11 protein-coding genes and 1 riboswitch are annotated in these 13424 nt (G+C 63.3%); of the genes, 9 read left to right on the top strand and 2 right to left on the bottom strand.

Going from position 1 to position 13424, the window contains the following annotated elements:
• Window positions 1-111: 111 nt before the first annotated feature.
• Window positions 112-354 (bottom strand): YdcH family protein, encoded by a 243-nt coding sequence (locus tag AEB_RS13090; protein WP_088473117.1) that lies wholly within the window; start codon window positions 352-354, stop codon window positions 112-114.
• 260 nt (window positions 355-614) lie between these two features.
• Between AEB_RS13090 and AEB_RS13085 the strand changes: the two genes are divergently transcribed.
• The 7 genes from AEB_RS13085 (at window position 615) to AEB_RS13055 (ending at window position 4938) form a co-directional block, all read left to right on the top strand.
• On the top strand, window positions 615-941 hold the full coding sequence (locus AEB_RS13085; RefSeq protein WP_119083551.1) for a TraR/DksA family transcriptional regulator: 327 nt from the start codon (window positions 615-617) through the stop codon (window positions 939-941).
• 20 nt (window positions 942-961) lie between these two features.
• Window positions 962-1618, top strand: a complete 657-nt coding sequence (locus AEB_RS13080; RefSeq protein ID WP_119083550.1) for a DUF924 family protein — start codon at window positions 962-964, stop codon at window positions 1616-1618.
• A gap of 124 nt (window positions 1619-1742) precedes the next feature.
• Window positions 1743-2168 (top strand): OsmC family protein, encoded by a 426-nt coding sequence (locus tag AEB_RS13075; protein WP_119083549.1) that lies wholly within the window; start codon window positions 1743-1745, stop codon window positions 2166-2168.
• A gap of 121 nt (window positions 2169-2289) precedes the next feature.
• Window positions 2290-2601, top strand: a complete 312-nt coding sequence (locus AEB_RS13070) for a DUF302 domain-containing protein (RefSeq protein ID WP_231958709.1) — start codon at window positions 2290-2292, stop codon at window positions 2599-2601.
• A 30-nt stretch (window positions 2602-2631) separates the two neighbouring features.
• Window positions 2632-2868: a hypothetical protein gene (locus tag AEB_RS13065; RefSeq protein ID WP_119083548.1), complete on the top strand. Its 237-nt coding sequence runs from the start codon at window positions 2632-2634 to the stop codon at window positions 2866-2868.
• Between the two features lie 88 nt (window positions 2869-2956).
• The gene (locus tag AEB_RS13060; protein ID WP_119083547.1) at window positions 2957-4462 is read left to right on the top strand and encodes an acetyl-CoA hydrolase/transferase family protein; all 1506 of its coding nucleotides are present in this window, start codon (window positions 2957-2959) and stop codon (window positions 4460-4462) included.
• 17 nt (window positions 4463-4479) lie between these two features.
• Entirely contained in the window at window positions 4480-4938 is a 459-nt protein-coding gene (locus AEB_RS13055) for a hypothetical protein (RefSeq protein WP_145985309.1), read from the top strand.
• Window positions 4939-5139: 201 nt separating this feature from the next.
• On the opposite strand, the gene adhP is transcribed toward AEB_RS13055, so the two are convergent.
• Entirely contained in the window at window positions 5140-6186 is a 1047-nt protein-coding gene (adhP, locus tag AEB_RS13050) for an alcohol dehydrogenase AdhP (RefSeq protein ID WP_119083545.1), read from the bottom strand.
• Between the two features lie 190 nt (window positions 6187-6376).
• Between adhP and AEB_RS13045 the strand changes: the two genes are divergently transcribed.
• Both AEB_RS13045 and AEB_RS13040 read left to right on the top strand, forming a co-directional pair.
• A complete protein-coding gene (locus tag AEB_RS13045) occupies window positions 6377-6841 on the top strand; it encodes a DUF4126 domain-containing protein (protein ID WP_119083544.1) in 465 nt (154 codons plus the stop codon).
• A 171-nt stretch (window positions 6842-7012) separates the two neighbouring features.
• A riboswitch (cyclic di-GMP riboswitch) is annotated at window positions 7013-7087 on the top strand.
• A 272-nt stretch (window positions 7088-7359) separates the two neighbouring features.
• Window positions 7360-13332 (top strand): autotransporter domain-containing protein, encoded by a 5973-nt coding sequence (locus AEB_RS13040; RefSeq protein ID WP_172593096.1) that lies wholly within the window; start codon window positions 7360-7362, stop codon window positions 13330-13332.
• The last annotated feature ends 92 nt before the right edge of the window (window positions 13333-13424 follow it).

Genomic DNA, 13424 nt, shown 5'->3' with positions numbered 1-13424 from the left:
GGGCAGGAACCATGTCCAATTGGTTGCCGGCACGGTACTGCTATGCTCTGATCGGTATTGCCTCCCACAACGCTGAATTAGAGGGAGCAGGAGGCAAACACGCGATCCCGGTCAGGCGTTTTCGGTAAGAGCCTGGGCAATCTGGTCCTTGAGCGCGAGGCGCTGTTTGCGCAGTTCGGTTTCGCGATCCTGCGACACCGGCGCGATGTTGGTTTCCGCGCGATGGATCTCGTCGTTAACTGCGTCATAGTCCACCAGGAGCTTGGCGAACCGGGTGTTCGACACCTTCAGAGCGTGGATCTGGTCCATCTGGTCAGGAAATTCATCGCCCAGAGTGTGGGGGGTATTCGACATTCACATTCTCCAATCGCAATCACGGCCCAGTCTCAAATGCGGCTGGAAGATTCCCTCGCGCCGCGCCGGAACTGGCCGTTCTTTAACCCTAGGGATGGCGAGCACAACTGTCGACGTCGCTTGAAGGCCGGAAGAAATCCTGCAGGCCGGCATAAAACAACCAATCTTTGCCTGCCGGCTTTGCGCCGAAGGACTTCTCGTTGTCAGGCAGCGGCGGCACTTGCTACCAAAGGGCTGGAGACTTGAAAGGATTATTGTCCATGCCGAATGCCGACGCCGCCCGAGCACGCCTTTCGCAACAACTCACCGAACTCGCAGGCCGGCAGCAGCGCCTCGCTCAGGATCTGGCGGAACCCTTGAACCCCGACTCGTCCGAACAGGCGGTCGAGATGGAGGATGACGCCTCTCTCGAAGCGCAGGCCGCGCTGGTCGCGCGCGAAATCGCGTCGGTCAACCGCGCCTTGTTACGCATCGAAAATGGCACCTACGGCGAATGTGTTCGCTGCGGCGATGCCATCGCTCCCAAGCGTCTTGAGGCGCGCCCGGAAGCCGCACTCTGCATTTCCTGCGCAAGCAGCGAGCAATGATATCGTCCGATTGAAAGCGCATGATCGAAACCCCTGCTCAGCCGTGGCACGACGTTCTGGACTTCTGGTTTCCGGAAGGGCGCAGCAAGGATGTGGACGCAGAGACTCATCGCAAGCATTGGTTCTGGCGCATGCAGGGAGGCGCCGACGAGTCGATCGTCGCCCGGTTTCCAGAACTGACGACCCGTGGGGCGAAAGGCGGGCTCGATCACTGGGCAGGCGATCCGGAGGGACGACTTTCGCTCATTATCCTGCTGGATCAGTTTTCACGGTCACTCTGGCGGGGCACGACGCGGGCATTCGCGCAGGATGCCGCCGCCCTGAAACTGGCGCTGACGGGGTTGGCAACTGACCACTATGAAGCTCTCGATACGCCGTGGTTCAAGATCGCCTTCACCCAGCCACTCGGTCACTGCGAAGGCCACGACCACCTCGAGCGGATCGACCTTCTGATCCGCCTGCGGGTAGAAATTGCGTCAAGCGCCCCGGATCATTTGCAGCCGATTTATCGTTCCCTGGTGAAACAGGCAGAAGACGTGCGCCAGGTGATTGCTGCGTTTGGCCGCCACCCGCACCGCAATCAAATCCTCGATAGGCAATCGACGCCTGCGGAAAAGGCATACCTGCAAAAGGGGGATTTTCCGCACCTGCGCGCATTTCAACCAGAACGCCTGTGACGGCAGGCCCGCACTGTTCTCGACCCCGGCAACCCTCACGCCAAGCAAGTGGCATTTTGTCAGACAGGTCGAGAAATGACCTGTTATGGTCCCAGCATGGCCACGGCATGAGGGGAGACGTTCTTTGAGTACAGGCACGACAACAGCGCACATCGTCGAGACCGGTGAAAGTGCTTTTGCCGTCAGCATCGACGTGTCCGGCCATCACCTCATCGGCGATGAGCCCGTCGAACAGGGTGGCGGGGACCTGGGACCGGCGCCCTACGACCTGTTGCTGGCAGCACTGGGCGAATGCACGGCCATGACGGTGCGTTGGTATGCCCGTCAGCAGAACTGGCCGCTCGAACGCGTGGAAGTCACCCTTACGCATGCCAAGGGCACGGTCGAGGGGAAGTCGGCGAAGACGGACCATTTCGCCAAGACGATCCGTGTCATTGGCGAGGACCTGTCCGATGAGCAGCGGGAAAAGTTGATCTCGGTGGCGTCCCGCTGCCCGGTGCAGCGCACGCTGGAGGGCACGCCGGTGATCACTACGGTTGCGGCAAGCTGACGAAACCCGCACCCCGACAGGAGAAGGCAGGCGATGAGCTACTATATTTCCGCCAGGTTGAAGGTCCCCTTCGATGACGCCAGCGCGCGCAGAGGCTGCGCTGAAGACGGAGGGGTTCGGCGTGATCAGCTGGATCGATATCCAGCAGACCCTCAAATCCAAGATCGACGTCGACTTCCGCCCCTATACGATCCTTGGCGCCTGCAATCCGACATTGGCACACGAGGCGCTGCAGCTGGAAGACAAGGTCGGCCTGATGCTGCCCTGCAATGTCATCGTGCAGCAGTCAGGTTCGGACGAAGTTGAAGTCGCCGCAATTGACCCGGTGGCGTCGATGCAGGCGATCAGCAATCCTGAACTGGTCAAAGCCGCCAGCACGGTTCGGGAAAAGCTCGCGCGCGCGATCGACCGGCTGCGGCAATCTGAAATTTAGACCAGCGAAAATCAGCACAGGAGGAAGATGATGAGCGCATTGGAAAATCTGAAGCCGGAACTCGCCACGTTGCGCGATGAGGCCAAGGTGCAGGCCCATCTGGGCAGCATGGAAGCCCAGCAGGAATGGCAGGAAGCCGAAACCAAATGGAACCATTTCGTGGCCGAAGCGCGCCTTCATGACAGCGGGCAGAACATCAAGTCGGCGATCGAGGTGCTGGCCGAGGAACTGCGCGCCTCCTATGAGCGATTGAAGAGCGCGCTCTGAGCTCCAATTCAAGGTCTACACAGATCCATGCCAAGTTGGCCCTATTGGCACCCTTAAATCCGACAGGCCCGATGGAGACCCAAGATTGATGACCTCACGAATTGCCCATCCATTGCTCCAGTCCCGGGTGATGGACGCCGAGGCGGCCGCGGCGCTGATCGCGCCGGGCACGACCGTGGGAATGAGCGGTTTTACCGGCGCGGGCTATCCCAAGGCGGTGCCGCAGGCGCTGGCGCGGCGGATCGAGGCGGCACACGCGGCCGGCGATCCGTTCGCGATCAGCGTGTGGACCGGCGCCTCGACCGGGCCTGAACTGGACGGCGCACTCGCCAAGGCCAAGGGCATCGATTTTCGTTTGCCCTACAATTCCGATCCGATTGCTCGCGAGCAGATCAATCGCGGCGAGATGAACTATTTCGACATGCATCTGAGCCAGGTGGCGCCAATGGCCTGGCAGGGATTCTTCGGTCCGCTGGACACGGCGCTTGTCGAAGTGACGGCGATCCTGCCTGATGGCTCGCTGGTCCCCGCCTCGTCGGTAGGGAACAACAAGACCTGGCTGGACCGGGCGGGGCAGGTCATCCTCGAGGTCAATCGCTGGCAGAACCCGGCGCTGGAGGGGATGCACGACATCTATTACGGTACGGCCCTGCCGCCGCACCGCATGCCGATCCCTCTGGTTCGCGCCGATGACCGGATCGGCCAGCCCACCTTCCGCTGCGATCCGGCCAGGGTTGTCGCTATTGTCGAAACCGACACGCCCGATCGCAACCTGCCGTTCAAGCCAGCCGACGATTGCGCCCAGCGGATCGCTGGCCACCTGATGGAATTCTTCGCGCATGAAGTCGCGCAGGGGCGGCTGCCGGAAAATCTGCTACCGCTACAATCGGGCGTCGGCAATATCGCCAACGCCGTGCTGACCGGCCTGATCGACAGTCCGTTCGAGAACATGACCGCCTATACAGAGGTCTTACAGGACGGAATGCTGGACCTGCTCACCTCGGGTAAGCTGCGCATGGCATCCTCGACGGCATTCTCGCTGAGCCCCGAGGCGGCGCATGCGCTGAATGCCGACATGGACCGCTACCGCGAGCGGATTATCCTGCGCCCCCAGGAAATCAGCAATCACCCCGAACTGATCCGCCGTCTGGGCTGCATCGCGATGAACGGGATGATCGAGGCGGACATCTACGGCAACGTCAATTCCACCCACGTCATGGGCTCGGCGATCCAGAACGGCATCGGCGGTTCGGGCGACTTTGCCCGCAATGCCTATATCTCGATCTTCATGGCTCCTTCGACGGCCAAGGGAGGGGCGATATCGACGATCGTGCCGCAGGTCAGCCACGTCGATCACATCAACCAGGACGTGCAGGTGATCGTGACCGAACAGGGGCTTGCCGATCTGCGCGGACTGGCGCCCAGGCAGCGCGCCTGCCTGATCATCGAGACCTGTGTCCACCCGCGCTATCGCGACAGGCTGGCCGACTATTACGAGCGCGCACTGCGCGATTCCTTCGGCAAGCATTCCCCTTCGTTGCTAAGCGAGGCGCTGGCTTGGCATCAGAACTTTATCGCCACCGGCCACATGTGATTGCAGGGCATCAGTCTGTGACCGCAAGCCGAAATGCGCTACCGGCGGGGTTTCGAACGCCTGAAACCAGGCTCGTGCGGGCTATCATCCTGACCAGTGGGCGTCTCATTCAGGATGACAATGCAACCGTTGATCCATGGCAGGATCAGGTTTGGGTCCTCAAGGACATCGACGTGCGGTTCCACACGGTCGGTGCTGTGCTGCTCGGCGTGCCGATTTATGTGCGCGCGCTGATGGAACACGTCGAACGCTACGGTGCGCATCTGAACTTTCGATCCAAACTGGTCGCGATCGACGGTGAGGCAAGGCTCGCGACGTTCGAACAGAAACGCGGCGACGAGTTCTCGCACGACGAAGAGCGATCCGACATAATCCATGACGTGCCGCCCCAAACCGCGCCAGGTTTCGTGCGATCCAGTCCTTTGGCGGCTCTATCCATTCAGGTGCTCCGCGAATTGTCCGATGAGAGACTGTAGGCTTTTCGCCGATTCGTCGTGCAATCGTAACGGTTCATCGCATCGCTTCTGCGGGGGTATCGGTGGGGGTATTTTTCTCGAAAAGTAAAAAATGATATATCTATATCAACATTATAAGAGAAATTTATGCGTCCCTCCTCCGCTACCATTTTGTGGTTTACATCCTTGATCGTCAGCGTCGTGAGCCACGTTGCTCCGCGTTCAGGCGGCTGCCGCCGGCGTACTTTCGAAATCGAGCACGATGCGTCCCTCTATCTCGCCCCGGTGCATGCGGGCGAAGACATCGTTGATGTTCTCCAGCCGATCGGTGGAAACAGTGGCGTGGACCTTTCCTGCGGCGGCGAAGTCGAGCGCTTCCTGCAGGTCCAACCGCGTGCCGACGATGGAGCCGCGGATCGTTGTGCCGTTCAGCACTGTGTCGAAGATCGACAGGGGGAAGTCGCCGGGCGGCAGGCCGTTCAGCGAGATCGTGCCGCCGCGGCGCGCCATGCCCATTGCCTGCTGGAACGCCTTGGTGCTGACGGCGGTGACGAGCACGCCCTGCGCCCCGCCGATCTCCTTCTTCACTACCGCGGCGGGGTCGGCATCACGCGCGTTGATCGTCAGATCCGCACCCAGCCGCTTCGCCAGCGCGAGCTTCTCGTCATCAATGTCCACTGCCACGATATTGAGGCCCATCGCCTTCGCGTATTGCACGGCCATGTGGCCCAGCCCGCCAATGCCGGAGATGGCAACCCAGTCCCCCGGCTTGGTGTCGGTGGTCTTCAGGCCCTTGTAGACGGTCACCCCGGCGCACAGCACCGGCGCGATTTCCACGAAGGAGACATTGGCCGGCAGGTGGCCGACATAGTTCGGGTCCGCCAGCACATATTCGGCGAAGCTGCCGTTCACCGAATATCCGGTGTTCTGCTGCTGCTCGCACAGGGTCTCCCAGCCCCCCAGACAGTGCACGCAGTGCCCGCAGGCGGTGTAGAGCCAGGGCACGCCTACGCGGTCGCCTTCCTTCACATGGCTGACGCCGCTGCCGACGGCGACGACATGGCCCACGCCTTCATGCCCCGGGATGAAGGGGGGAGACGGCTTTACCGGCCAGTCCCCGTTCGCCGCGTGGAGATCGGTGTGGCACACGCCGGTGGCGGCGATCTTCACCAGGATCTGGCCCGGCCCGACGGTGGGAATCGGCACTTCCTCCATCACCAGAGGCTGGCCAAATTCGCGGACGACTGCGGCTTTCATGGTCTTGAGCATGGCGGATCTCTTTCCTTGCGGGCGGGGAGCGTGATCGCCGAAGGATAGAGGTCGGCCACCTTGGCCCTCTATCAGGATACTTACTGAGCCGGGCAGGGGGCGGGGGGCGTCGGAGACCACCTGGTCGCCTGCGGGATACGGAAGCCCTGGCGGAGCTTTAAGCCTTTGAACCTCTTATGGGAGATAAGGCATGCTGCGTTCCTTTCTGATTGGTCTTGTCGCCGGACAACGGGGCATGACGCCCCTGGCGGTGATCGCCACGGCCACGCGAAACGGCGCGATCCCGCCGGTGCTTCCCTTGCAGAAGCTGATGCTCAACCCGGTGATTGCCGCGGGCACCGCCGCGCTCGCTTCGGCCGAGATGGTTGGTGACAAGATGAAGAGCGCGCCGGACCGAATCATCCCCGCCGGCCTGGCGACGCGCAGCATCACTGCCGCCTATGCCGGCGCGGCTCTGGCCCCTCGCGGCAGGCGAGCGGCCGGCGCGGCCGTGGCGGTGGGCACCGCGCTCGTCTCTTCCTACCTTGGCTGGCGCCTGCGTTGCGCAGCGATGCGCCGCCACGGCCAGACGGGCACGGGTTTTGTGGAAGATGCACTCGTGTTCGGCAGCGGCCTGGCCATCGCCCATGCCACGCCGCCTTCCAACGCCATCTAAAAAATCGCGATACTGCAATAACAAGAAAAGTAAATAAACAGGCTTAATAGATGTAGTTAACTCCCCGCTCGGTATTTCTACGTTTTTATTTCTATAAGGTGTTGTTATTTATTGCTGTTGCTGGCACTCAGCGCCCCAGACGGCGATTCCTCCTTCCGGTCGAATTACTGTCTTTGATAAGGGCAAACCGTCGGTAACGGCGGGACGCAAAGGTTCCGACCCCCTTGGGGTGGCGGGCCTGCCGAAGGAGAAGCTGGGCGACCACAGAGAGTGGAGAAGCAAGCGCGCCCCCGCGATGGTGGCGCGGCCAGCATCCTCATTTTCTCGTCGCCTTTCCGCCTCGTGCGGAGTTTGACTTCGATCACCCCGGCTATGCCGGTTTGCTCTCATTACCACGGACGATTTCGTCCTGAATTGGGGGTATGATGGTGATTGAAGGTAAAGTTGCCGCGGGTCGGCGTTCCGTTCGTGCGGCCGTGCATGCAGGTCTGTTTGCAAGCGCATCCATAGCTGGGCTGATGGCGGCAACACCGGCGCTGGCGGAACCGTGCCCTCTTTCCATCACCGGCGACCTTACAATCCTGTCCTGCGCGCCCAGCATTGCCGCGCGGGTGGAGTCGGGCGACACCACTTTGGTGGTTAGCGGAGCCGAAGTCGGCGGCGATGGCATCGGCTACAATCCCAACGGGGCGAATGTCCCCACTGGGCCGATCAGCATGTCGCTCACCGTCAGCGACACCACCGTCAATTCCACCACCTATGGCGGCGTGAATATCTATTCATCCGTTGCGGAGGGGAGCGACGTCACAGTCACGGTCACCGCCGACTCCTCCATTACCAGCACAGCCGGCTATGGCGGCGTCTGGGTGCGCAATGAGCAGGCCGGCAACATCGGCATCGTGAATGATGCAGCGATCACGGCTTCCGGCGCGGAAGCGAACGGCATCTCCGCCACAACGAACCGCGGCGGCGTCTCCGTGTCCAACAGCGGCAACATCACCGTGACGGACAATACGGATGCCGTTCCGAACACGCATCGCGGCATCTACGCCGACGGCGGCTTCAACGACGTTGCCCCGGTTGAGGTTAAGATCACCAACAGCGGCAATGTGAACGCCTATGAGGCGGGCCTGCGTGCGGTAAACTACAACGGCACCGCTTCCATCGAGAACAGCGGCACGGCGACCTCCACCACCAAGCAGGCGCTCGTCGCCTGGTCGCCGCAGGGCAATGTCGTCCTCACCAACACCAGCACGGGCGCCGCCAACTCGCTCGACGGCGTGAGCATGCAGGGCGCTACGCAGAACGGCGACATCACCATCGTCAACGACGGGCAGGCGGTCGGCAAGGCCGGCATCAGTGCCGTAGCCGGCTTCGATCCGCAGGAGGCCGGATCTGGCGACATCTCCATCACCAACACCGACAATCTCGACGCGTGGGATGGCACGGCGATCTATGCCCGCACGCCCGATGGGGACGTGACGATCACCAACAGCGGCACCGTCGATGGATCGGTCTATGGAATCGATGCAGATACCGCCAACGGCATGGTCCGGATCGTCAACAGCGGCACGATCACCGGTGGTTCTTCCAGCAGTTCGGGTGGCGTCGCCATCATCACCGGCAATGCGGCGACCACAATCGTCAACTCCGGCATCATTCAGAGCAACGGGAGCGACACGATCGTCATGGGTTCGGGCGATGTGACGCTGGAACTGCACGCGGGATCGCTGATCTTGGGGCCGGTGGTGGATGCCGATTTCGCCAACGGCGTGAACACGCTGGTTCTGGGGGGCGACAGCAACGATCTGTTCAACGCAGAGCTCGTCGGCAATTCATATCAGGGCTTCACCCGTTTCTCGAAGACCGGGCAGAGCGTCTGGACGCTGAACGGCATCGGCACGAACGGCTGGACCGTGGAAGCCGGCACGTTGAAGGCGGGCAGCGCTGATGCGCTGGGGGTCGATCAGGCGTATACCGTGAATGGCGGCACGCTCGATATCGCCAGCTTCACCGCACAAATCGGCACTCTCGGTGGCACGGCGGATGGCACCGTCAACATCGGTTCGGGCGGCACCTTGATGCTGCGCGAAGGCGTGGACGGCGCCTATGCCGGCCATCTCACCGGAACCGGCACATTCGAGAAAGTCGGCACCGGCACGCTTGCGCTCATCGGCGACAGCAGCACGTTCGCCGGCAATATCACCGTGGATGCAGGTACGCTGGAGGTGCGGAACGCGCTCACCGGCGAGGCATTGAGCGTGGGCGGCACGAGCGATGCTGCGCTGATCGTCAGCAACGGCGGTACGCTTGACGTGCAAAACGTGTGGATCGAGGCGAGCGGCTCCAATGCGGATGTGACGGTAGAGGGCACAACCGCCAAGCTGGTGTCAGCCGGTGCGATCCAGATCGCACGTGGCCCGGGCACCTCCGGCTCGCTGACGGTGCGGGACGGCGGCGTTGTGGAAACGTCGCAGGGCGGACTCTACATGGGCGCCGGCGGCAGCGTGAATCTCAGCGGAGCAGGGACGGCGCTGCGGATTGGCACGCTGCATTCCGATCTCCCCGCGACCTTTGACCAGGCAGACGGCTGGTTTAGCCCGGAAGGAGGGATCATTTCCGTCACCGATGGCGCGCATCTCGAGGCTGACGGAAGCTATATCGGTGGCAGCGGCCCCGCGGTCACGCAGATGACGGTGGATGGCGCGGGCACCGCGTGGTCGAATGGCCTGCCGCTCTATATCGGCGGAACCGGGAACGGCGATCAGGGCAAGGGCAGTGTGACCGTCTCCGGCGGCGCCACGGTCACGTCCTATACCAGCGCCCTGGGCGTCGACACTGGATCGGAGGGCACGCTGGTTCTTTCCGGCCCCGGAACGACCTACTCGGTGCTCGCCCGTCAGGGCTTCGCCGGCAACATGCGCGTGGGTTATAGCGGCACCGGCACGGCCACCGTGGAAAATGGCGCGGCCCTCTCGGCCGCCGGTCTGCTCGATGTCGCCAGCCAGGACGGCAGCAGCGGCACGCTGATCGTGCGGAGCGGCGGCCAGGTCTCCGCCAACGCGCTGAGCATCGGGGGCGGCTTCGGTGCGAACGGCATGGTGTCCGTTGACGGTCTGGGATCCAGTCTGACGATCGGGGACGGCGGCACCACCATCGGCGGGCTCGGCGCCGGCAGCATTACCTTGAGCAATGGTGGCCGCCTGGAGTCGGAAACCATCGCGATTGGCGAGGCCGGCGCCCTGAACATCGGCGCAGACGGCAACCTGGCGGCAGCAGCAGCCGGAACCGTGGAAGCCGGACAGATCGTGCTCAACAGCGGTCGGCTGGTCCTGAATCATCTGGACGACGGCTTCACGCTCGCCGCCGTGCTTAGCGGTGTCGGCACGGTTGACCAGCTCGCGGGCACCAGCACCCTGACCGGTGATAGTGTCAATTTCGCCGGAAGTCTGAACGTTACCGGCGGTAAGCTGGTGCTGGCTGGTTCGACCAATGCCGTAAGCACTTTTGTGGGCAATAACGGCGTGCTGCAGATTGGTTCTGGTGGCACCTCCGGCTCGCTCAACGGCGATATCCTCAATGAGGGCACGCTGGCCATCAACCGGTCGGATGCGCTGGTCCACAACCGCGTTATCTCCGGCACCGGCGGCCTGCTGGTGGCGGGCGGCACGATCACCCTCGGCGGCATGAACACCTTCACCGGCGCAACGCAGATTGGCTCCGGCGCCACCCTGGCCCTCGCCGGGCAGGGCCGGATCAACCAGTCTTCGCTCGTGACGGTGGACGGCACTTTCGATGTCACTGGCGCAAGCTCGGCGCAAATCCGCGATCTTGCCGGTTCGGGAACGATCGTCCTCGGCGATGCCGGTCTCATCATCGCTGACGCCAGCCACACATTCTCCGGCAGCGCGACCGGCACGGGCGGTCTCACGGTCCAGGCCGGCACGCTGACGCTTACCGGCGACAGCGATTTTGCCGGCGGGCTCGGCATCGGGAACGAAGGCGTCGTGAATATCGGTGACGGTGGCACCACCGGCTCGATCACCGCCGGCGTGACCAATTACGGCACCTTGCGCTTCGATCGGGCGGATGACATCGCCTATGCGGGTCAGATCACCGGGCAGGGCACGGTTGTGAAGACAGGCGCCAACACGCTGACCCTCACCGGTTCGATGAGCGGCGTGAAGCTGGACCTGCAACAGGGGACGGCTGTGTTCCTCGGTTCCATGAGCAGCAGTGCGGCACTTGCTGCAGGGACCAGCCTGGTCTTCGCCAATCCCGGCACCACGAGCTACAAGGGCAGCCTCACCGGCACCGGTTCCGTGCTCAAAACGGGTGAGGGCGCGATCACTTTCTCCGGCAACAGCAGCACCTTCGGCGGCAACACGACGGTCGATGGAGGCACGGTGGTGCTGACCGGTGCGCTGGGCGGCGGTCTGCTGATCAGCACCGGCGGAACGGTGCAGGTCGGCAATGGCGTGAAGGATGGCGATCTGCTGGCCGACACCACCAACAACGGCACGCTGATCTTCGACCAGACAGGCGACTACGAGTTCACCCGTGCCCTTGCCGGTGACGGCGGGCTCATCAAGCGGGGCGACGGCGCGCTGCTGCTCTCCGGCGCCTACAGCTACACCGGCTCCACCGTGGTTGAGGGCGGGCTCGTCAGGCTGGCGGCACTGCTCGACTCTGACACCGATCTGGTCGTGGACAATGGCACCTTCGATCTCGACGGAAAGGACCAGCAGGTCTCCGGCCTCAGTGGCGAAGCGGGCAATCTGCTGCTCGGCGGTGGTTCGCTGACGGTGAACCAGGAAGGCAACAGCGAGTTCGCCGGCAGTATCACCGGCGGAGACAGCGGCAGCTTCACCAAGACCGGCGCGGGTTCGCTGAACCTGTCCGGCACCAGCGGCTTTACAGGCGCGGTGAATGTGAATGGCGGCCGCCTTGCGATCAACGGCACGCTTCCGGCACAGGTTACGGTCAACTCCGGCGGCACGCTGGGCGGCAACGGCACGGCGGGTACTCTGACCGTGCTGAGCGGCGGCACGCTGGCGCCGGGCAATTCGATCGGCACTCTCAATGTGGCGGGCGACGTGTCCTTCCAGCCGGGTTCGGTCTATTCGGTCGAACTCAATGCGGAGGGTGAGAGCGACCGACTTATCGCCGGCGGAACCGCTACGATCGCGGGCGGCACGGTTTCGGTGCTGGCCGCGGCCGGCAACTACCGCTCGGTCAGTGACTACGTGATCCTGTCTGCCGCTGGCGGCGTGACGGGCGAGTTCGAGGATACCGATGTCGATCTCCCCTTCCTCACGCCCTCGTTGCGCTACGATCCGAATGACGTGGTACTGACGCTGGTGCGTAACGATCGCAGCTTTGCCAGTGCGGCGATCACGCCAAACCAGCGCGCCGTGGCGGCTGCGCTGGACGGCGGAGACCGGAACAGCGCGCTTTACCGCGCTGTGGCGGGGCAGACCGACGCGGCCGGCGCCGTCCGCGCCTTCGATGCGCTCTCCGGTGAACTGTGGGCGACCACGAGCACCTTTATGATCGACCGCACCCGGCGGCTCGGCGAGATGGTGGTGGGCCGGCTCGAACAGGCGGACACCATCAGCCAAGTGCTCGCTGAGGCGCCGGGCGCCGCGCGCGAGACGCAGGGTGGTCGCACCGGCATCTGGGGCCAGGCTGCAGGGAGCTGGAACAGCGTGAAGAGCGACGGCAATGCCGCCCGCGCGACGCAGGACAGCGCCGGCTTTACCCTGGGACTGGACACGCTGGTCGGCAATTGGCGGATCGGCACAGCCTTCACCTATGGCGAGGACGAAGTGCGCCTGCCCGGCCGGGGCAGCCACGCGAGCATCGATGGCTCGTCTGTTGCCGCCTATGCCGGTGGCGGCTGGGGAGCTCTGCGGGTGCGCCTGGGTGGTTCCTATAGCTGGATGGACGTGAAGGGCGCCCGGCAGGTCTCCTTCCCCTCGGTGGAGGAGTCCATTGCCGGCAATTATGATGGCAAGGCGGCTTCCGGTTTCGCGGAGCTGAGCTATGCAGCCAAGCTGGGCACCACTCTGCTGGAACCCTTCGCGGGCGTGAACCATGTCCATGTGAAGACGGATGGCTTTGCGGAAACCGGCGGCGAACTAGGCGAACTGCAGGTGGCTGGCCAGACGCGCGATGTGACCTACACCTCGCTCGGCCTGCGGCTTAGTGCAGTGGTGCCGATTTCGGACCGCGCAGTGGTCACCCCGCGCGCTTCGGCAGCCTGGCTGCGCGGCTTCGGCGATCGGGCAGCGTTCGGTACCAGCACGCTGTCGGCTGGTTCCGCCTTCACGATCGAAGGCCTGCCGGTCGCGCGCGACAGCCTTCGGCTGGAAGCAGGGGCGCAGGCCAACATCCTCCCCGGCGGCTCGCTCGGCATCTCATATGTCGGCAATTTGTCCGATCGGTGGTCGGATCACGGCCTGAAGCTGGGCTTCAGCTACAGCTTCTGAACGCACGCATTTCCGTCATGGAACGAGAAGGCCCGGTCCTATGGACCGGGCCTTTTCGTTGTGGGTGGGCGGAAGGATGGCGCTGCGTTGCA

The organism is Altererythrobacter sp. B11, assembly GCF_003569745.1.
Classification (GTDB): domain Bacteria; phylum Pseudomonadota; class Alphaproteobacteria; order Sphingomonadales; family Sphingomonadaceae; genus Croceibacterium_C.
This window is presented reverse-complemented; position numbering and strand designations above follow the sequence as displayed.